18 protein-coding genes and 1 pseudogene are annotated in these 19,556 nt (G+C 36.7%); all 19 read left to right on the top strand.

All coding sequences use genetic code 11. The features are described from left to right. Window positions 1-967: 967 nt before the first annotated feature. The 19 genes and pseudogenes from AC3ASS_RS05300 to AC3ASS_RS05210 all read left to right on the top strand — a co-directional run bounded on the left by AC3ASS_RS05300 (window position 968) and on the right by AC3ASS_RS05210 (window position 19,413). Window positions 968-1,822, top strand: coding sequence for a YitT family protein (locus AC3ASS_RS05300; protein WP_488282473.1), 855 nt, complete (start codon window positions 968-970; stop codon window positions 1,820-1,822). A gap of 51 nt (window positions 1,823-1,873) precedes the next feature. Further along, window positions 1,874-2,188, top strand: coding sequence for a cytochrome c551 (gene cccB / locus AC3ASS_RS05295; RefSeq protein ID WP_488282472.1), 315 nt, complete (start codon window positions 1,874-1,876; stop codon window positions 2,186-2,188). Window positions 2,189-2,580: 392 nt separating this feature from the next. Beyond that, window positions 2,581-3,267, top strand: coding sequence for a cell division ATP-binding protein FtsE (gene ftsE, locus AC3ASS_RS05290; protein WP_488282471.1), 687 nt, complete (start codon window positions 2,581-2,583; stop codon window positions 3,265-3,267). Next, complete coding sequence (gene ftsX / locus AC3ASS_RS05285; RefSeq protein ID WP_488282470.1) at window positions 3,257-4,150, top strand: permease-like cell division protein FtsX; 894 nt, start codon at window positions 3,257-3,259, stop codon at window positions 4,148-4,150. Before ftsE ends, ftsX begins: the two co-directional genes overlap by 11 nt. Window positions 4,151-4,242: 92 nt before the next feature. Beyond that, window positions 4,243-4,752 (top strand): annotated as a pseudogene (locus AC3ASS_RS05280) (coiled-coil domain-containing protein); the annotation flags it as partial. A 342-nt stretch (window positions 4,753-5,094) separates the two neighbouring features. After that, complete coding sequence (locus AC3ASS_RS05275; protein ID WP_488282475.1) at window positions 5,095-5,520, top strand: M23 family metallopeptidase; 426 nt, start codon at window positions 5,095-5,097, stop codon at window positions 5,518-5,520. A gap of 786 nt (window positions 5,521-6,306) precedes the next feature. Then, a complete protein-coding gene (locus AC3ASS_RS05270; RefSeq protein WP_488282469.1) occupies window positions 6,307-6,984 on the top strand; it encodes a GntR family transcriptional regulator in 678 nt (225 codons plus the stop codon). Window positions 6,985-7,074: 90 nt separating this feature from the next. Beyond that, window positions 7,075-8,004: a 2,4-dihydroxyhept-2-ene-1,7-dioic acid aldolase gene (gene hpaI / locus AC3ASS_RS05265; protein ID WP_488282468.1), complete on the top strand. Its 930-nt coding sequence runs from the start codon at window positions 7,075-7,077 to the stop codon at window positions 8,002-8,004. Beyond that, entirely contained in the window at window positions 8,004-8,792 is a 789-nt protein-coding gene (locus tag AC3ASS_RS05260; RefSeq protein WP_488282467.1) for a fumarylacetoacetate hydrolase family protein, read from the top strand. Before hpaI ends, AC3ASS_RS05260 begins: the two co-directional genes overlap by 1 nt. After that, on the top strand, window positions 8,782-10,287 hold the full coding sequence (gene hpaE, locus AC3ASS_RS05255) for a 5-carboxymethyl-2-hydroxymuconate semialdehyde dehydrogenase (protein ID WP_488282466.1): 1,506 nt from the start codon (window positions 8,782-8,784) through the stop codon (window positions 10,285-10,287). The genes AC3ASS_RS05260 and hpaE overlap by 11 nt, the downstream gene beginning before the upstream one ends. A gap of 57 nt (window positions 10,288-10,344) precedes the next feature. Beyond that, window positions 10,345-11,823: a 4-hydroxyphenylacetate 3-monooxygenase, oxygenase component gene (hpaB, locus tag AC3ASS_RS05250; RefSeq protein ID WP_488282465.1), complete on the top strand. Its 1,479-nt coding sequence runs from the start codon at window positions 10,345-10,347 to the stop codon at window positions 11,821-11,823. 85 nt (window positions 11,824-11,908) lie between these two features. After that, window positions 11,909-12,892: a 3,4-dihydroxyphenylacetate 2,3-dioxygenase gene (gene hpaD / locus AC3ASS_RS05245; RefSeq protein WP_488282464.1), complete on the top strand. Its 984-nt coding sequence runs from the start codon at window positions 11,909-11,911 to the stop codon at window positions 12,890-12,892. A 123-nt stretch (window positions 12,893-13,015) separates the two neighbouring features. Continuing rightward, on the top strand, window positions 13,016-14,188 hold the full coding sequence (locus AC3ASS_RS05240) for an ABC transporter substrate-binding protein (protein WP_488282463.1): 1,173 nt from the start codon (window positions 13,016-13,018) through the stop codon (window positions 14,186-14,188). Window positions 14,189-14,298: 110 nt separating this feature from the next. Continuing rightward, window positions 14,299-15,183, top strand: a complete 885-nt coding sequence (locus tag AC3ASS_RS05235; protein WP_488282462.1) for a branched-chain amino acid ABC transporter permease — start codon at window positions 14,299-14,301, stop codon at window positions 15,181-15,183. Between the two features lie 12 nt (window positions 15,184-15,195). Further along, on the top strand, window positions 15,196-16,260 hold the full coding sequence (locus tag AC3ASS_RS05230; RefSeq protein ID WP_488282461.1) for a branched-chain amino acid ABC transporter permease: 1,065 nt from the start codon (window positions 15,196-15,198) through the stop codon (window positions 16,258-16,260). Beyond that, window positions 16,257-17,030 carry an ABC transporter ATP-binding protein gene (locus AC3ASS_RS05225; protein WP_488282460.1) on the top strand — a complete coding sequence of 258 codons (774 nt, stop codon included), beginning with the start codon at window positions 16,257-16,259 and terminating at the stop codon, window positions 17,028-17,030. The genes AC3ASS_RS05230 and AC3ASS_RS05225 overlap by 4 nt, the downstream gene beginning before the upstream one ends. Then, window positions 17,031-17,768, top strand: a complete 738-nt coding sequence (locus AC3ASS_RS05220) for an ABC transporter ATP-binding protein (RefSeq protein ID WP_488282459.1) — start codon at window positions 17,031-17,033, stop codon at window positions 17,766-17,768. Between the two features lie 12 nt (window positions 17,769-17,780). After that, window positions 17,781-18,236 carry a pyridoxamine 5'-phosphate oxidase family protein gene (locus AC3ASS_RS05215; protein ID WP_488282458.1) on the top strand — a complete coding sequence of 152 codons (456 nt, stop codon included), beginning with the start codon at window positions 17,781-17,783 and terminating at the stop codon, window positions 18,234-18,236. 235 nt (window positions 18,237-18,471) lie between these two features. Then, window positions 18,472-19,413: a hypothetical protein gene (locus AC3ASS_RS05210; RefSeq protein ID WP_488282457.1), complete on the top strand. Its 942-nt coding sequence runs from the start codon at window positions 18,472-18,474 to the stop codon at window positions 19,411-19,413. Window positions 19,414-19,556 lie beyond the last annotated feature (143 nt).

The raw sequence follows: 19,556 nt of genomic DNA, 5'->3' as shown, positions 1-19,556 counted from the left end.
GGAATGTAGGTTAACCTACATTCCTTCCAAAGGGAGAGTATTGGAAATATTTACACCACCACAATTGACAGAGAGCCAAAAAATCTTGCAACTTGGAAAATTTTATTTGCGAGTTGATGTTTCGCGTGTGGGGTTGGTTTAAAAAGTGATTAATAACTCTTGCTTCTAGCATGATTTATTTGCAAGTTGTTCGTTCGAAGTTGAATTTGTTAACCCAGTGTTCGAAAAAACTTGCAACTCATATTGATATATTTGCAACTGGATCGTTCAAGGATCATTTTTTCTAAAAAAGGAAGGATAGGCTGAGGTCATCTCTTATCGCTTGGATGAATATTTGCAAGTTTGATCTTTGATTTTGCAAGTTTATGAAGTGTATTTGTAACTTTGAAAAAATTATTTGCAACTACAATGAATCGTATTTGCAAGTGGAAGAACAAAACTTGTAACTATTAACAAAATATTTGTAACTCTTAAACATGAATTTGCAAGTTGACAAAAAATCTTGCAACTCTTTTTCATTTACTTGTAAGTCTATGGATCACGAGTGAATGGCTTAGCCGAGTGAACGAAAAATTTGCACTAGAATTTGTTTATTTGTAAGTAGTTGGTTCGCGGAAATATATCAACTGTTCAAAATATTTGCCCCTTGTTTCATTTATTTGTAAGTTTATGGTCGAAAAATTCGCAACTAATCCCTGCTTTATTTGCTAATCGATAGTTAGAATGCTGATACTCGAAAATAACATTCATAAATGATTTCCGTCTGATTAATAAAATCATTCACCTTTCGTCTGTCATTCAGCGCTCATCAATGCTTTTGTTCTTGCAAGTTTTCATCGCTTTAACACATTAATTCATTGTTATTTACAGAAGAAAAGAGTGGTGCTATACTCTCATAGGTTTCATTATTATGAGTAAACGAACGACGGCCATTACATACTAAGAAGACAGAAGGAGTAGAGGCGTCATGGAGAAAATTCAAGATCACATTTTCATCAAAAAACTAGTAGAGTATGCCCATATATTAGTTGGAGCAAGCGTTATAGCTATCGCATTCAACGTTTTCCTTTTACCAAATGAAATTGCATCTGGTGGAGTAAGTGGAATTAGTACCATTTTAAAAGGTGTATTTAATTGGGAGCCGGCGTTTGTTCAATGGTCTTTAAATATTCCGCTCTTTATTGCAGGTCTTATATTTTTAGGTTATCAATTTGGACTAAAAACATTAATCGGAACATTATTTCTTCCGTTCGTTGTTTTTTTAACTAAAGATTGGGAACCGTGGACATTAAATCCGCTACTAGGAGCACTCTTCGGTGGAATTGGCATTGGTCTTGGTCTAGGAATTGTCTTTCGCGGGAAAGGCTCAACAGGTGGGACTGACTTAGCTGCACAAATCGTTACAAAATTTACTGGTTTATCTTTAGGCACCACCGTTGCCATCATAGACGGATTAATCGTTCTTTCAGCTGCCGCAGTGTTTAACATTGAAAAAGGATTATACGCACTAATCAGCCTTTTTGTAACAAGTAAAACGATTGATCTTGTGCAAATTGGAATTAGCCGTTCAAAAATGGTTATGATCATTACCAACAAAGAAGATTCAGTAAGAGAAGCTATTTTGAATAAAATTGACCGAGGTGTTACAAAACTAATAGCATATGGTGGATATACCGACCACGAACGAAATATTTTAATGGTCGTTATCGATCAAACAGAATTCACAAAATTGAAACAACTGGTGAAAAGCATTGATACATCTGCATTTGTCGTGGTTACAGAGGCTTCAGAGGTCCTTGGCGAGGGTTTCAAAAAAGCATAGGTAAAGTATAATTATGGTAGAAATAATTACGGTTGATTAGGAGGAAAAAACGTGAAAAAACTGTTATCTGTTTTATTAATTACTTCCTTTTCTTTAGTTCTCGCTGCTTGTGGTGGTGGAGATGAAGATAACGCAACAGATACAGCGAGTTCTGGACCAGAGCAATTATACAATCAAAAATGTATGAACTGCCATGGAAAAAATTTAGAAGGTGCCTTTGGACCAGAATTAGCTCACATTGGATCTAAGCTATCAAAAGAAGACATTGAGAAAATCATCCTTGAAGGACAAGGGCAAATGCCAAAAGGATTATTAAAAGGTGAAGATGCATCAAGTGTAGCTGAATGGTTAGCCAATAAAAAATAATAAGTTTAGTCCAACGCGCTTCGATTTGGAAGCGTGTTTTTTTATTGAATGAGTTGAGCAAGTTTTGAAAACTAGACTTTTTTCACCTATTCTATATCAGAAATCCCCATAAATACCCATTTCTATTTACCTATCGATGTTATATAATAAAAAACGAAAAATTTCGACATATTCTTTTGGAAATTTTACCATTTAGTTGAAATATGTCAGTATTCGTAAGTTTGAAATAAAAATGTAATATTTTTAGACCTTAACGTTCAAAAATATGATGTTATAATTATTTTATGCGAGAGATGAAGAATCTTGTAAAGATTTGGTGCCTTTGTCGAATAAATGTAAATCACCCGCATAATACAGCTTGAAAAATAGACTCATAGATAAGGTGATAAAAAATGATTGTTATGCAAAATGTTTATAAAAAATATCCAAACGGAATTGTAGCGGCAAACGGGATAGACGTTCATATTGATCAAGGGGAGTTTGTCTATGTCGTTGGTCCTAGTGGAGCGGGGAAGTCTACATTTATTAAAATGATGTACCGTGAAGAAAAACCAACGAAAGGGACGATTTTAGTTAACGGACTAAACATCGCAAAATTAAAAAATAGTAAAGTTCCTCTTTTTCGTAGAAATATCGGAGTTGTGTTCCAAGATTTTAAATTATTGCCGCGTCTTACAGTCTACGAAAATGTAGCATTTGCTTTAGAAGTAATAGAAGAGTCCCCGAAAAATATAAAAAGAAGAGTTATGGAAGTTTTAGACTTAGTAAATCTCAAACATAAAGCTAGAATGTTGCCGACAGAATTATCCGGCGGGGAACAGCAACGTGTTTCCATTGCAAGAGCCATTGTCAATTCACCAAGAGTGGTGATCGCCGACGAGCCTACAGGAAACTTAGATCCAGATACATCATGGGAAATTATGAAATTGTTTGAAGAAATTAATGCTCGTGGAACGACAGTTGTTATGGCAACCCATAATAAAGAAATTGTTAATACATTAAAACATCGTGTCATCGCTATTGAAGGTGGCTTAATTGTACGTGACGAGCAACGAGGTGAATACGGATATGAAAATTAGAACAATTGGCCGCCATACAAAAGAAAGTTTAAAAAATATCGTGCGAAATGGATGGATGACTTTTGCATCTGTCAGTGCTGTCACCGTTACGCTTTTATTAGTCGGTGTCTTTTTCGTCATTATGATGAATTTAAATAAAGTGGCGACATCCATTGAGGAAGATGTCATCATTCGTGTTCATATTGACCTTGTGGCAACAGATGATGAACAAAATGAATTAAAAAAACAAATTGAAGCCATTCCAGGTGTTGATAGTATCACGTATTCTTCAAAAGAAGAAGAACTTGAAAATATGATTAAAAGTTTAGGAAAAGAGGGAGAAGTGTTTCGTCTTTTTGAACAAGATAACCCTCTCAATGACGTATTCGTCGTGAAAGCAAAAAATCCACATGATACAGGTAAAATTGCTAAGCAAATTGAAAAGCTGAAACATGCTTCAAAAGTTAATTACGGACAAGCCAATGTAGAAAAATTGTTCCGATTTTTAGAAATTAGTCGAAACGTAGGAGCCGTATTAATTGTTGGTCTACTATTTACGGCAATTTTCCTCATTTCTAATACGATTAAAATTACAATTATTGCAAGAAAAAGAGAAATTGAGATTATGAGATTGGTTGGAGCCACTAACGGATTTATTCGCTGGCCATTTTTCTTAGAAGGTTTATGGTTAGGTGTTTTAGGCTCTATCATTCCTATTACCGTAGTTGTGTCACTTTACAAATATGCTCATGATTATTTGACTGCGAAGTTATCAAACCATTTTATTCAAATATTAAGTTTTGATCCATTCGCCTATCAAATCGCTGCGGTGTTATTACTCATGGGAGCGTTAATAGGTGTATGGGGCAGTGTAATGAGTGTACGTAAATTCTTAAAAGCATAGATAAATTTTGTTTTTTGTGTGGGGAAATGATTCCTCACACTACCTACGATACATAGTCGGGAGGGTAAAAGAGAGTGAAAAGTAAATGGTTGATGCTTTTTTCCATTTTCATTTTGTCAATTGGAACGCTTCTTACAGGACCAATTGCTGAAGCATCAAAAATACAAGAATTAGAGCAGAAGAAAAAATCCGTAGAAAATGAGAAAAAAGGTGTGCAGTCAGAATTAAATGAAGCTCAAAATGAATTAAAAGCAATCAAGAACGAACAAGAAAGATTAATCGCTGAAATTCAGCAAATTGAAAGAAATATTGAAAAGACAAATCAGGAAATTGAGGAAAAAAACAAAGAAATTCAAAACACTAAGGCACAAATTGAAAAATTAAAAGAAGAAATTAAAGAATTGGAAGAGCGCATTGAGAAACGAAATGAAATTCTTAAAGATCGCGCTCGTACCATGCAAGAAACTGGCGGTAATATTAGCTATTTAGATGTATTATTAGGTTCATCAAGTTTTAGTGATTTCATTGATCGTTTTAACACACTGACAAAAATATTGGAAGCTGACAAAGAAATTATCAACGAGCATTTAGCTGATCAGGAAAAACTAGAAAATAATAAAAAAGAAGTAGAAAAAAAGGTTGCAATATTAGAAGAATCAAAGAAACAATTAGAGTCAGCTAAGAAAGAAATGGAAAACCAAAAAGCTAAGCAAAAATCGCTTGTGGACGAATTAGTGGAAAAAGAACAACATGCGCATGAACATGTCATGAGTTTAGCTGAACAGCAGAAATTACTAAAAGCGCAAGAAGCAGCCATTCAAAAAGCAATCGAATTAGAAAAACAACGTTTAGCTGAATTAGAAAAACAGAAACAAAATGGTGGAAATAACGGAAACGGTGGAGGAAGTTTAGCTCCAAATCCTAATGGTGGATTTATCCGCCCAATGCAACATGGTATTGTAACATCCGATTACGGATCAAGATGGGGAACAACTCATTATGGAATTGACATCGGATATCCTGTTGGATCACCAGTGTACGCTGCTGCGGACGGAGTCGTTATTCAAGTACAAACGGGATGTGTCGTCGGGAATAAAGCTTGTGGCGGTAGATACGGAAATCACATTTACATCTATCATCACAATGTAAATGGATCTTCATTTACAACTGTATATGCTCATTTAAATAGTGTCCAAGTAAGTAGCGGACAAGTCGTAAAACAAGGTCAACAAATCGGTACGCTTGGAAATACGGGAGATTCAACTGGACCGCATCTTCACTTTGAAATTCATCCAGGTGGATGGAGTTATCATGGCGGAGTCAATCCAAGGAATTATATTAGTTTCCCTCCAGTAGGTGGACAATTTTAGTTGAAAGAAGAATACTAGATTTATCGGTTAACGGTAAATCTAGTATTTTTTTGTGCAAAAAAAATTTGCAAGTTGATCGATATATTTGCAACTTGAACTAGGAACGAAAAAATGATGGGGTTTTAGAAGCTAATCTCATTTAATTATCAAGATACTTGCAAGCTTCGAATAGGAATTTACAGACGAATAAATTTTATTTGCAAATTTCATTATCTGACGGTAATGCAATTAGTAACTTACAAAGAAATATTTGTAACTATCGAAGAAAATCTTGTAAGTGCGAAAAATTATTTGCAACTCGATTCATATACTTGCAACTTGTACGTTTTAAGGAAAATATGAAGGCTGGTAAGTGCGAATCCTTTCTGATAGAAATGATATTTGCAACTTTCAAAGTGATATTAGTTACTTTGGAAAAATTGCTTGCAACTTTTGAAGACGTACTTGCAACTTGTAACAGTTGATGGAACTGCAACTTGCAACTTACAAAAATTTATTTGTAACTTTCTAAGATAAACTTGTAGATGCAAAAACATTATTTGCAACCCAATTAATATACTTGCAACTTAAACAAAGGTACGGAAAAAAGGTGGGAATGGTTACTACCAATCCCATCGGATCGAACAAAAATTTGAAAAAAGCTCATGCAAAGACATTTTACTAATGCTTCATCTCAATAAAATCAAACCATCTTCACATTTATAAGAACATTCGTATACATCTTTATTTTCTAAATTTTATAAAAATAATATTGAAATCATATATGATTTTATATATCATATAAATATGAAAAGAGATCCAGCTCAAAGCAAACAACAATATGCGTATAAACTTCTTCGCTCAAGGATTCTAGATGGTACGTACGGTCCGGGGTTTCGTCTAGTGATTGATCAAATCGCGAAAGAAATCCAAACAAGTGCGATACCTGTTAGAGAAGCCATTCGTCAATTAGAATCGGATGGACTCATTCAATACAAACCTTATAGTGGAGCCGTTGTTACGCCGCCAAATGAAAACGAATATTTGGAAACGCTTTCTTTTCTGGCGGTCATCGAAGGTTATGCGACAGCCCTTAGCTCGAAGCATTTCCCAGATGATCGATTAATAGAATTGAAGAATTTCAACGATAAAATGAAAGAAGCGATTGAAGAACTAGATTTCGTAAAATTTGGCGAGCTTAACCGAGCGTTCCATTCTTTAACGTATGAGTATTGTGACAACCAATATTTAGTAGAGAACATTAAAGCAACATGGAATCGACTAGACCTGATTCGCCGAGCGGGTTCTGCCTTTTTTACTGTACGTGCAAAAGAATCAATCGAAGAGCATGAAGAAATCATCCGCATATTAAAGGAGAAACGGCCTCAAGAAGAAATTGAGCAGTTTGTCCGAAATCACAAATTAAATACTGTTAATGCTTTCTTAAGACGAAAGCAGCTCGCTGAAAAAGAAAAATTTATGTAGTATCAACTTCATATGAAAGGAGGGAACTTTCACAGTTATTTCTATCAATCTATTAGATAAACTCAAAAGAGATGATGGAGGTTGAAATACATGAATAAATATGCTGAAGCGAAAGAACGACTGAGAGGCTCAATCGCACCAGTCATCACACCTTTTGATGAGAACGATCAAATTGACGAAAAAACGTTTGTTGCTCTCATTAATTGGCAAATTGAAAGCGGAACTCACGGAATTTCTTGTACAGGAACTTCTGGGGAACCGAGTTCACTAACCTTAGAAGAACGAGTAAGAGTGATGGAACTAGCAGCACAAACCGTCAACAAACGAGTTCCATTTATCCCTGGAACTGGATCAACGAACCACAACGAAGCACTATACCTCACGAAAAAAGCTCAAGAACTTGGGGCAGATGCAGCTATGGTCATTGTCCCGTATTACAACAAGCCTTCACAACATGCCCTCTACAAACATTTTAAAACTATTGCAGATGCCGTTGACATACCTATCATTGTTTACAACATCCCTGGAAGAACAGCCATTAACATGGAAGTAAAAACATTAGCTCGATTAGTAGAAGATTGTCCGAATATTATCGGTGCTAAAGAATCGAATAAAGATTTTGAACACGTGAATCGAGTGCTTTTGCATTGCGGAAGAGATTTCTTGCTATATTCCGGAATCGAACTCCTTTGCTATCCAATGTTAGCCATCGGAGGAGCTGGATTTATTAGTGCAACCGCCAATGTCGAACCGAAAAAGGTCGCCGAATTGTACGATGCATGGGTTGCAGGTGACATTAAACGTTGCCAAGATTTACATTTTGAATTAATGCCGTTAAACGATATTTTATTTGCCGATACAAATCCAGCACCAGTAAAAGCAGCGTTAGGAATGATGGGAAAAATCTATCCAAGATTACGTTTACCAATGGATCTTCCAACTGAATCGCTGCAAAAGGAAATCCGTTCCGTCTTAGAGAACATGGGAATTTTAACAAATAACGTAGGGAGTCATGCCTAATGAAACATGCGAGATTTATAGTTGAAGGAAGAGAACAAACTGGAGTTGTAAAAGAGGATAAAATCGTCGCAACATCTGGAAAAGTGTATGAACTTGATGAGATAGAAGTATGGTTGCCGCCGATTAAGCCTAACAAAATGATTGGCCTCGCTTTAAACTACGCCGATCACGCGGATGAATTAGGCTTAGAAAAACCGAAAGAGCCGGTGCTATTCATTAAACCAAATTCTTCAATCATTGGACATAAAGCGCCGATTTACTATCCAAACGGTGCCACATACATGCATTATGAGAACGAATTAGCTGTTGTAATTGGAAAACACGGACGCAACATTAAAAAAGAAGATGCGCTTGATTATGTAAGCGGATACACAATTGCCAATGACGTTACTGTCCGGGATTTCGTAAACAACTATTACCGTCCACCGGTTCGTGCGAAAGGTCATGACACGTTTGGACCAATGGGACCATATTTCGTTGATAAAGAAGATATTCCGGATGTGAGTAATCTAGAGCTACGCACTTATGTAAACGGAGAATTAAGACAGCGTGGCAATACAAAAGATTTAATCTACACCATTCCTGAACTGATTGAATTCATTAGCTCATTTATGACTCTTGAACCGAATGATGTCATCTGGACTGGTACGCCAAAAGGAATTTCCCATGTGTATCCGGGGGATGTCGTTAGATTAGAAATTGACTATTTAGGTGCTTTAGAAAATAAAGTTTTAGATGGTCGTACCGAAACGGTTAGCGTTGGAGGTGCCGAAAAACATGAAGCATGATCACGTAAAACTTTATATCAATGGTGAATTTGTTGAAGCTCAATCTGGGGCTGTGTTTGAAAATATTAACCCTTTTACGAATGAAGTTATTAATACTGTTAGTGAAGGGCGAAAAGAAGATATAGAACTAGCGGTAAAAGCTGCAAAAGAAGCTTTCAAAAATGGGCCATGGGGTTCGATGAAAGTTTCTGAGCGACTTAAGTATGTGTATAAAATCGCTGATTTAATCGATCAATATTTACCTGAGATTGCACAACTAGAATCATATGATACAGGGTTACCAATTTCTCAAACGAAAAAAATGGTTGCCCGTGCGGCAGATAACTTCCGGTTTTATGCTGAAATGGTGAAAAACCGAATGGTTGGAGAAGTGTACCATGTTGACGGAGAATTCATGAACTATACTGTTCAAAAACCAGTGGGAGTTGCTGGGCTTATTACGCCTTGGAACGCACCATTTATGTTAGAAACATGGAAAGTTGCTCCAGCTTTAGCAACAGGAAATACGGTTGTATTAAAACCTGCCGAATGGTCTCCACTAACAGCCAATAAATTAGCGGAAATTGTTCATGAAGCAGGGCTACCAAAAGGGGTGTTTAACGTTGTTCATGGGTATGGAGAAACAGCCGGTGCATCCCTTGTAGCACATGAAGATGTACAACTGATTTCCTTTACAGGTGAAACAAAAACGGGTTCAGAAATTATGAAAAATGGTGCTGATACATTAAAACGATTCTCTATGGAATTAGGAGGCAAATCTCCAATTATCGTCTTTGAAGATGCTGATTTTGAACGAGCGCTAGATGCTTGTGTATGGGGAATCTTCTCTTTCAATGGAGAACGTTGTACAGCAAACTCTAGACTTTTTGTTCATGAATCGATAAAAGACGAATTTGTTGCACGACTGAAAGAACGAGTCCAAAACATCATCGTCGGAGATCCGCAAGACCCAAATACTGAAGTTGGACCGCTTATTTCACGCGAACATTATAACAATGTGAAAAATTACTTAAAAATCGCTGAAGAAGAAGGTGCTGAAATTTTTAGCGGCCATATTCCAAGTGAATATAGGAAAGGAAATTTTGTCGCACCAACTTTATTGCTCAATGTGCATAACAAAATGAGAGTGGCTCAAGAAGAAATTTTCGGACCAGTTATGTGTGTAATGTCCTTCCAAACAGAAGAAGAAGTTATTGAATACGCGAATGATGTGAAATATGGATTAGCTGGATATGTTTGGACAAATGACATTAAACGCGGTCATCGTGTCGCACAAGCTGTTGAAGCAGGGATGTTGTGGGTGAACTCACAAAACGTACGTGATTTACGAATTCCGTTTGGCGGATCGAAATATTCCGGAATTGGACGCGAAGGCGGCCACTATGCATTCGAATTCTATACAGAAATGAAAGTCGTTCATGTTGCAATTGGAGATCACCACATTCCGCAATTCGGAAAAAAATCAAAAACAGTTGTGGCTGAAATGAAAGGATGATAAAGGGAAAGTTATTTTCCCTTTTTAGAAAAAAATTTAATTGAGGAGTGAGGAACATTGCCAGCAAGAACCGGTAAACAATATGTTGAAGGCTTAAAAAATGCTAAAAACGAAGTATATATTCACGGTGAAAAAGTAGAAGATGTTACCACCCATCCTGTCTTTAAAAATATCGTTCATACAATGGCTAACTTAATGGATCTTCAATGGGAAAAAGAAGATAAAATGCTATATACTTCTCCGACATCTGGCGGAAAAGTAGGATTATCTTTTATTGCTCCTAAAACAAAAGAAGATTTAGTTCGCCGACGTGAAATGATCCAAGAATGGGCGAAATATACTGGCGGTATGATGGGGAGAACTCCGGATTATTTAAATACAAGTGTGATGGCGTTTGGAACCGCTGAATCATTTTTTGCTCAACAAGATCCAATGTTCGGTGAAAACGCAAGAAAATATTATGAATATTGTCGTGAAAACGATGTTACATTAACCCATACACTCATTCATCCGCAAGTCAATCGTTCAAAAGCTCAATCTGAACAAAAAGATCCATTTGTATCTGCTAGAATTGTAGAAAAGAATAAAGATGGAATTGTCATAAGCGGTGCTCGCCTGTTAGCAACGCTCGGGGGAATTACGGATGAAATCGTTGTTTTTCCATCTACACTAAATAAAGCTTCATCAAATGATGATCCATATGCGATGGCATTTGCGATTCCGAACAATACACCAGGTTTAAAATTTGTAGCTAGAGAAGCGTATTACCAAGGTAGAAATCAATGGGATCACCCATTAACATCGCAATTTGAAGAACCAGACTGTATCGTCATTTTTGACAACGTCCTTGTCCCATGGGATAGAGTATTTGTTGCTGGAAGCACTGAAATTTGTAATAGAACTTATGTAGAAACGAACGCCATCGTACATATGTCTCACCAAGTTATCGCAAAAAATACGGTAAAAACGGAATTTGCGCTAGGTGTCGTTTTAAGCATGATGGAAGCTATCGGAATTGAACAATTCATGCATGTAAAAGAGAAAGCATCCGAAATTATGATTATTTTAGAAACGATGCGTTCTCATTTATATCGTGCGGAGAACAATGCATCCATTGATAAATACGGAAACATGACACCAGATTTTGCACCGTTAAATGCGGCTAGAAACTGGTATCCAAAAATTTATCAACGTATTGTTGAGATTATGAGAATACTAGGTGCTTCAGGATTAATTGGACTCCCAACCCAAGCTGATTTCAATAACGAAGAAATTGGAGCGCTTGTTCATCGTTATACACAAGGAGCACATATTGACGGTTACGAAAAGACACAATTGTTCCGCTTGGCATGGGACATTTGCTTAAGTTCTTTTGGAGGACGACAAGCATTGTATGAATATTATTTCTTTGGTGATCCAGTCCGTATGTCCAATGTGTATTACGATACCTTTAATAAAGAGCCATATAAAGAAATGGTTGCTGACTTCTTGAAACGTTTAAAAGCGTCAGCTAAAGACCAATTTGCAAACGTATAAAGGAAAATTCCCTCATTTCATCCATTAAATTTTTAGAATAATGGAAATATTAATTCAATATTATTGAGGATTCAGGAGGGTTACAATGAGTTTTAATATTATCCGTATCGCTCGAGTGGTCATGAATGTAACAGATTTTAATCAGGCTCGTGATTTTTACGTAAACGCATTAGGTTTTATCGAAACAGCTCATGATGAAAACCATATTTACTTAAGAGGGTTGGAAGAACATGTTCACCATAGCTTAGTGCTAAAAAAAGGTGACAAACCCGGAGTACATGCTTTAGGATATAAAGTTATGAATGAATCTGATTTAGATTCTTTGTATGAATTTTTCAAAGCAAAAGGGTTTAAAACAAAATGGTTGGAAAAAGGCACGCAATATGCTTTAGGTAGAGCACTGCGCGTACAAGATCCAAACGGAGTACCTTTAGAATTTTTCCATGAAATGGAGACGGTGGAACGATTACTCCAACGCTATGATTTATATCGAGGAGCAAGAATTCAAAGAATTGACCATGTCAATTGCTTAGTGCCAGATGTTGAGAAAGCTTATAACTTTTACATCAACGAGCTTGATTTCCGTTGCTCTGAATATACAACTACTGATGAGGAAGAAATTTGGGCAGCATGGCTTCATCGAAAGCCAAACGTTCATGACCAAGCGTTTATGAATGGAGATGGCCCAAGACTTCATCATATTGGATTTTGGTTAAGCGATCCTATGAGCTTAATCCATGCTTGCGACGTATTAGCGTCTATGGGGTATGCTCATTCCATTGAAAGAGGTCCTGGTAGACATGGACTTTCTAATGCGTTCTTCTTATATTTAAGAGATCCAGATGGAAACAGAATTGAACTTTACAACGGTGATTACTTAACAAGTGATCCAGATTTTAAACCAGTAAAATGGCATATCGATGACCCACGCCGTCAAACATTCTGGGGCCACGCAGCACCAGATAGCTGGTTTAACGAAGCGACACCTGTACTAGATATAGAAACAGGTGAATATGTGAAAATAGAACCTCCACGATTAACGAAAAAGAAGCCAGATTTTGTTATTTAATCAAATGTAAGCGTATCCATCTTAGATTAGCTGCTATGTAGGATTTTCCCATGTAGCAGCTTTCTTTCAACATAAATTTTTCAGAATATTAAAAATGTTCCTGTTGGAGGGAGGGGGAAATGTATGAAAAAATTTTTGTTATTAATGCTTTCAGTCATTCTCTTGTTTAGTTTGGCAGCCTGTTCTAGTGATTCCACTTCTGGAGATGGAGACGATGTTATTAAAATCGGAGGAATATTCTCAGCATCAGGGAGTTCAGCTCCATTAGGGAAACCTGAAATGGATACGATCAAAATGTTAGTCGAACAAATTAATGAAAAGGGAGGAATTGACGGGAAAAAGATTGAACTGATTGCCTACGATGATAAATCTGACCAAAATGAAGCGCTATTATCGACAAGAAAGCTTATTGAACAAGATAAAGTAATGGCGATTGTTGGAGGAACCATTAGTGGAAATAGCTTAGCAATGATTCCAATTATAGAAGAAGCTGAAATTCCATATTTATCACTTGCAGCAAGTAAGCAAGTGGTATTCCCAGATGACAAATCTTCTAGACATTGGACATTCAAAACTGCACAAGGGGACGACGTCGTTATCCCTAAAGTTTTATCGTATTTAAAAGAAAATGGGTTAACAAAAGTCGCATGGTTAAACGTTGCAAACCCATATGGAACTAGCGGTTTAGCAGAATTTGAAGCATACGCATCCGACTATGGGGTAGAAGCGATCATAAAAGAAGAGTTTGAGGCAACAGTAACAGATGCGAAAGCGATGTTAACTCGTGTTCAAAAAGCTAATCCACAAGCGATTATCGTGTGGGGAACGACACAAGAATCAGCTATCGTAACGAAAAACATTCGTGAAATTGGGATCGATGTTCCAATTATTAATAGCCATGGAATTGGGTCACCAGAATTTATCGAACTAGCTGGGGATGCAGCAAACGGGGTACTATTCCCTGCAGGACGTTTACTTGTCATTGATGAACTTCCAGATTCTGATCCACAAAAAGAAACATTAGTTCAATACAAAAAAGATTTTGAGAGCAAATATTCTTACGATGCAAGTACATTTGGCGGACATTGTTGGGATGCAGTGCAAATTTTATTTGAAGCTCTAGAAAATGCAGGTACAGATAAAGAAAAAGTTCGTGACTATATTGAAAACAATATTAAAGATTTTGTCGGTATATCAGGAATCTTTAATATGAGTAAAGAAAATCATAACGGATTAGATGCAGATAGCTTAGTGATGGTTGAAATTAAAGATGGAAAATGGACATTAGGGGAGTAAAAAAAACGGTCAAAAAAGGGGTTCACCATAAATAGTTGGGCGGTGAATATTCAATTCCCGCCCTTCATCCAATCTGTGAAAGAAATAAACTAGGAAGAAGGTGACGCAGAGTGGAAGAATTTCTCACCCAATTTTTACAATTGTTATTTACCGGCTTAACGGTTGGAAGTATTTATGCGTTAATCGCCGTTGGGTTTGTCACGATTTATAATGTGACGGGAATTTTGAATTTTGCCCAAGGGGAATTCGCCATGTTAGGGGCATTAATATGTATTTCTCTCGTCAATATGAATTTACCGTTAATGATCGCGATCATCTTAAGCATTTTAATCGTAGTCATTATCGGTGGGGGATTCGAACGATTAGCGATCCGACCGGCAAGAAACTCTTCGCTGGCAACTTTAATCATTATTACCATCGGGGTTTCGTTTGCTTTTCGTGGTATCGCCATTTTTATTTGGGGAACTCAACCTCATACGTTAAAACCGTTTACAGGGAATGAACCAATTCGGATAATCAATGCTGCTTTGCAGCCGCAAAGTTTATGGGCCATTGGTATTTCGTTATTAGCACTTATAGCGATGGGATATTTCTTTAATAAAACGTATATTGGAAAAGCGTTAACAGCCATAGTCGTCAATCGTTTTTCCGCTCGATTAATGGGAATTAATCCGTTAAAAATGTCTTTTTTAGCGATTGCTGTCAGTGCAGGTCTCGGAGCATTAGCAGGAATTATTATCGCTCCAATTTCCGGTGCGTCGTATAACATGGGGTTAATGCTAGGAATTAAAGCCTTTATCGCAGCTGTGATTGGCGGTTTAACAAATGCACCAGCGGCCGTTGTCGGTGCGTTTATTATCGGAATTTTAGAATCATTTACCGAAGGATATTTTTCGTCCGGTTATAAAGATGCGATCAGTTTTGCGTTATTGTTAATTGTTTTATTTGTTGCACCAAATGGAATCTTTGCCAAAGCATCGGGCAAACGAGTATAGGGGGAGAGTGACATGAAAAAAGAAGGATTAGCAAACTTATATAATCGTAGTTTACTAGGTCCCCTTTCCATAGCAGTTATCATTTTTATTTTACCGTTTATTTTTAGTTCGAATAATTATGTGTTAAGTACATTGATCCTTGTTGGAATTTACGCTCTTGTTTGTACGGGATTAAATTTATTAATGGGCTATGCTGGGCAAATTTCACTAGGGCAAGCAGCCTTTTATGGAATAGGAGCTTATGCATCGGCGTATATGACGGTGAAAATGGGGCTGTCTCCAATCATCGGAATTTTAGTCGGGATCTTCATCTCCGTCATCATCGCAGTCATTATTGGAATTCCGACGTTTAAGCTAAAGGAAAATTATTTAGCGCTAGCAACTTTAGGGTTTGGTATTATCGTTTATACGTTTTTTAAAGAGTGGAAAGGTATTACAGGCGGGTTAAACGGATTTTTTGGTATTCCGCGGTTTGAACTATTCGGTTTTACCTTTCAAACCCAACATTTTTACTTTCTCGTATGGTTTTTGGTGATTGTAGGAATCATTTTTGCACGGAATGTGATTCAATCAAGAATTGGAAGAGCTCTCCAATCGATTCATGGAAGTGAAATTGCTTCCGATTCGATTGGTGTCAATATACAAAACTATAAACTTCAAACATTTATGCTAAGTGCGGTTTATGCTTCAGTGGCGGGTAGTTTATATTCTCATTATTCGTTATTTATTAACCCTGAACTTTTCGATGCGATGCAATCGATTATGTTTCTCATCATGGTTGTCATCGGTGGAGTCAGTAGCGTTTGGGGTGGACTAATTGGCGCCTTCGTTTATGTCTATTTAAGCGAATGGTTAAAAGATCTTGTCCCGATGTTTTTACCAAACGCAGGTGGAGAATTTGAAACAGTCTTCTTTGGAATTTTATTAGTTGTTATTTTAATTTATATGCCAAATGGGTTAGCACAGCCATTAAGTAAAGGACTTTCTTACATTGGATCAAAATTGAAAAAAGAAAAAAATAAGACAGTAGATGTGCAAGAAGGCAACTCTCCATCTATTGGGGGTGACAATGGATGAGCCGTGAAATTTTAAAAATTCAACAACTAACCAAAACGTTTGGCGGGGTAAAAGCGGTAGATGACGTTTCCTTTTCCATTGAAGAAGGGAAAATTACCGCTGTGATTGGGCCAAACGGTGCTGGGAAAACGACGTTGTTTAATATGATTACCGGCGTTCTACCTGCTACAAGCGGTTCAGTTATGTTTAAAGATGTACCGATTACAGGAAAAAAACCTTATCAAATTGCCAAACTAGGCATTACTCGAACGTTTCAAAACTTACAAGTATTTGGAAACATGACTGTTATTGAGAATGTAATGACCGGCCTCCACCATCGTTTGAAATCCGGTATATTAGCTGCAGGTCTTCGGTTACCGAGCGTTTTAAAAGAAGAAAAATTAACGTTTGAAAAAGCCATGCATCATTTAGCTTTAGTTGGAATTGATCATTTAGCTTTTGAAATGGCTGCGACACTCCCTTACGGAAATCAACGTCTGTTAGAAATAGCTCGTGCCGCTGTATCAGAACCGGCGATTATTTTGCTTGATGAACCGATGGCTGGATTAAATCCAGAAGAATCAAGAAAACTAGTTCAAGTTTTAAAAAATATGAGAGAAAATGGCATGACTTTTCTTTTCGTAGAACACGATATGGAAACGGTTATGTCGTTAGCGGACCATATTGTCGTTTTAGATTATGGTAAGAAAATTGCCGAAGGAACACCTGAGGAAGTGTCGAAAAATCCGGATGTGATTGCTGCTTATCTTGGCGAAGAGGAGGTTGTGTAAATGTTAGAAGTAAAAAACCTCCATGTGAATCACGGGTATTTACATGTATTAAAGGGATTAAGTTTTTCGCTGAATCTAGGTGAAATTTTTGCGATAGTTGGTTCAAACGGAGCAGGAAAAAGTACATTATTAGGCACGATTGCAGGTGTTTATGCACCAAAAGAAGGAACAATTTTTTATAAAGGTAAGCAAATTTCCGGTCTTCCGGTAGAAAAAGTAGTGCAACAAGGAATCAGCCTCGTTCCGGAACGAAGACAAATTTTTGATGATTTATCCGTTAAAGATAATTTATTGCTAGGAGCGTATCATCGTTATAAACGAGATAAAGCATCCATTCATAATGATCTAGAACATGTTTTATCATTTTTTCCGAAGTTGAAAACGATGTTAGATCGCCCTGGTGGATTATTAAGTGGCGGTGAACAACAAATGCTTGCGATTGGACGCGGCTTAATGGCCAAACCAGAACTCATGATGTTGGATGAACCGTCATTAGGTCTTGCACCATTAGTAGTCAAAGATATTATGAATCTGTTAAAAGATATGAGAGATGAGTTTGGAACAACGATAATTTTAGTCGAGCAAAACGTCAAAGCTGCTTTGCAAATCGCTGACCGTGCATGTGTATTAGATCGCGGAGAAATTGCGATGGAAGGAGCAGCAAAAGATTTATTGAATGATGAAAAAATTGCTGAAACATATTTAGGGAAACGTCAAATAGAATCAAAGACTTCATAAGGAGGAATGTTGATGGCACAAAAAGAGATACCTAAACAACTCTCTCCCGATTTGGTGGAATTTTTTGAAGGTGAAAAACTAGTGTTATTAACTACCATCGAATGGGAAACGAAAACTCCTAATGTTACAGCTATTTCATGGGTGAAGGCTGTCGATGAAAAACATATTCGGTTTTCAGTCACGAATCAATCAAGACTTTATAAAAATATAGAAGCAAATCCGAACGTTGTATTAACCGTTATTGCTAATGAAACCGTTTATTCCATTCATGGGATGGCAAAAATTTTAGAAGAAAAAATGGACGGAGTGGCAATTAAACTAGCGAAAATTGAATTAGAAGTTTCAGCTGTATTTGAAAGTATGTTTTGGGGAGCAAAAATTACAAAAGAGCCTGAATATGTAAAAACGTACAATCCAAAAAAGGCAAAAGAGCTTGATGTCCAAGTGTATACAGCGTTAATGAGTTAATTGAACAAAATTCTTTTTTAAGCCATGCACTAAAATTCAATCGCCCCATATTATAACGTATGGATCCCCCGAAAATGATATCGATCAATCACCATTTTCTTTTATCTTGGAAAATGGTGATTTTTGTTTTTTATATGGATGGACTATTCTATCAAATAATGACTATGTATGTAACAATAAAACTAGCTATTCCGTCTAATAGACATACATAAGGGGAAGATGAGGTGCTGATGTTTTGAGTCAACACGTGAAGCACTTTTTATTTAATGGAGATGTGCTAGGAGCAATCCAATATTTAAACGAATTGCCCGATGATCATCCTGAAGTCGTTCGGTGGAAAGGAAGACTAATGGAGCGATTTATTACATGTAAGGAAGATGAACCGTCAAAACTAGAGGATCCGTTTATTAACTCAGTATTATCCATTTATCAGACATATTTTCTACTTGTTTTAATGAAAAAGCTAGATGTTAAAAAGGGAGAGAAATGGCTTTTTCAACATTTAAGTGAACTCGTTCCTGCATGCTCAAATATTGATGAAGTGGAAAAAGAACTGCAATCGATCTTTGAAGATAAAGGATGGAACTTTTTAGGCGGAGTAACGGCCCCTTTTCGTGGACCATTTATTTGGAAAACGAATGAGAAAAAAAGCTATATAGTCGAACTGCCTTTAGGAACACAAAATGTAGATGTAATATTTATGTCCAACTTTATCATGCAAAGCTGGCTTCATTATGCAACGTTTGGCGAACATTATGCAGGAGGGTGGGCAAAAGAAGATGCACTTTACTGTGTGAAAGAAGCATATGAACCATTAGATGATGAAGTGTTCAACGTTTCCTTTCTGAAACATGAAGCGCAACATTTCTATGATTATGAGCATTATCCGAATCTACCTGGATATGTCCTTGAGTACCGTGCGAAATTAGTAGAATTAATGGAAGATAGAGGAAGAGTTTGGGGAAATATATTAGCAGAAGCAAAGAATGATCAACAATTTCCACATAGTTATGCAGCTTATTTAATAAGAGAAAATATTAAGACGATGTATAATTTATCGGGTGATCAAACGGAATGGCAACAATTAAAAATGGAGGATATCCAACGAGCGGCAAAAATTCTTTTGGATCGTTCAACCGATGATCTAAACAACCAAAGGGAAATTGGTTTATTATAAGACTAATTTTTTGACTTAGAGAATTCAAGTTTGATATATATAGATTATTCGTCAATTATTATGCTTCTTTTCATAGCCTCTTCGTTAGGAAGAGGCTTTTATTTTGGCCATGCACGAAATGTTTGGGACTTCAAACAAGACTA

It is taken from the genome of Bacillus sp. JST-5, from assembly GCF_057747715.1.
The sequence above is the reverse complement of the archived record's forward strand: the minus strand, read 5'-3'. Positions and strand labels throughout refer to the sequence as shown.

Excerpts from the sequence above, each read along its gene's own strand:
- AC3ASS_RS05300 (WP_488282473.1), top strand. The coding sequence starts at position 968 with ATGGAGAAAATTCAAGATCACATTTTCATCAAAAAACTAGTAGAGTAT.
- ftsE (WP_488282471.1), top strand. The coding sequence starts at position 2,581 with ATGATTGTTATGCAAAATGTTTATAAAAAATATCCAAACGGAATTGTA.
- ftsX (WP_488282470.1), top strand. The coding sequence starts at position 3,257 with ATGAAAATTAGAACAATTGGCCGCCATACAAAAGAAAGTTTAAAAAAT.
- AC3ASS_RS05275 (WP_488282475.1), top strand. The coding sequence starts at position 5,095 with ATGCAACATGGTATTGTAACATCCGATTACGGATCAAGATGGGGAACA.
- AC3ASS_RS05270 (WP_488282469.1), top strand. The coding sequence starts at position 6,307 with ATGAAAAGAGATCCAGCTCAAAGCAAACAACAATATGCGTATAAACTT.
- hpaI (WP_488282468.1), top strand. The coding sequence starts at position 7,075 with ATGAATAAATATGCTGAAGCGAAAGAACGACTGAGAGGCTCAATCGCA.
- AC3ASS_RS05260 (WP_488282467.1), top strand. The coding sequence starts at position 8,004 with ATGAAACATGCGAGATTTATAGTTGAAGGAAGAGAACAAACTGGAGTT.
- hpaE (WP_488282466.1), top strand. The coding sequence starts at position 8,782 with ATGAAGCATGATCACGTAAAACTTTATATCAATGGTGAATTTGTTGAA.
- hpaD (WP_488282464.1), top strand. The coding sequence starts at position 11,909 with ATGAGTTTTAATATTATCCGTATCGCTCGAGTGGTCATGAATGTAACA.
- AC3ASS_RS05240 (WP_488282463.1), top strand. The coding sequence starts at position 13,016 with ATGAAAAAATTTTTGTTATTAATGCTTTCAGTCATTCTCTTGTTTAGT.
- AC3ASS_RS05230 (WP_488282461.1), top strand. The coding sequence starts at position 15,196 with ATGAAAAAAGAAGGATTAGCAAACTTATATAATCGTAGTTTACTAGGT.
- AC3ASS_RS05225 (WP_488282460.1), top strand. The coding sequence starts at position 16,257 with ATGAGCCGTGAAATTTTAAAAATTCAACAACTAACCAAAACGTTTGGC.
- AC3ASS_RS05220 (WP_488282459.1), top strand. The coding sequence starts at position 17,031 with ATGTTAGAAGTAAAAAACCTCCATGTGAATCACGGGTATTTACATGTA.
- AC3ASS_RS05215 (WP_488282458.1), top strand. The coding sequence starts at position 17,781 with ATGGCACAAAAAGAGATACCTAAACAACTCTCTCCCGATTTGGTGGAA.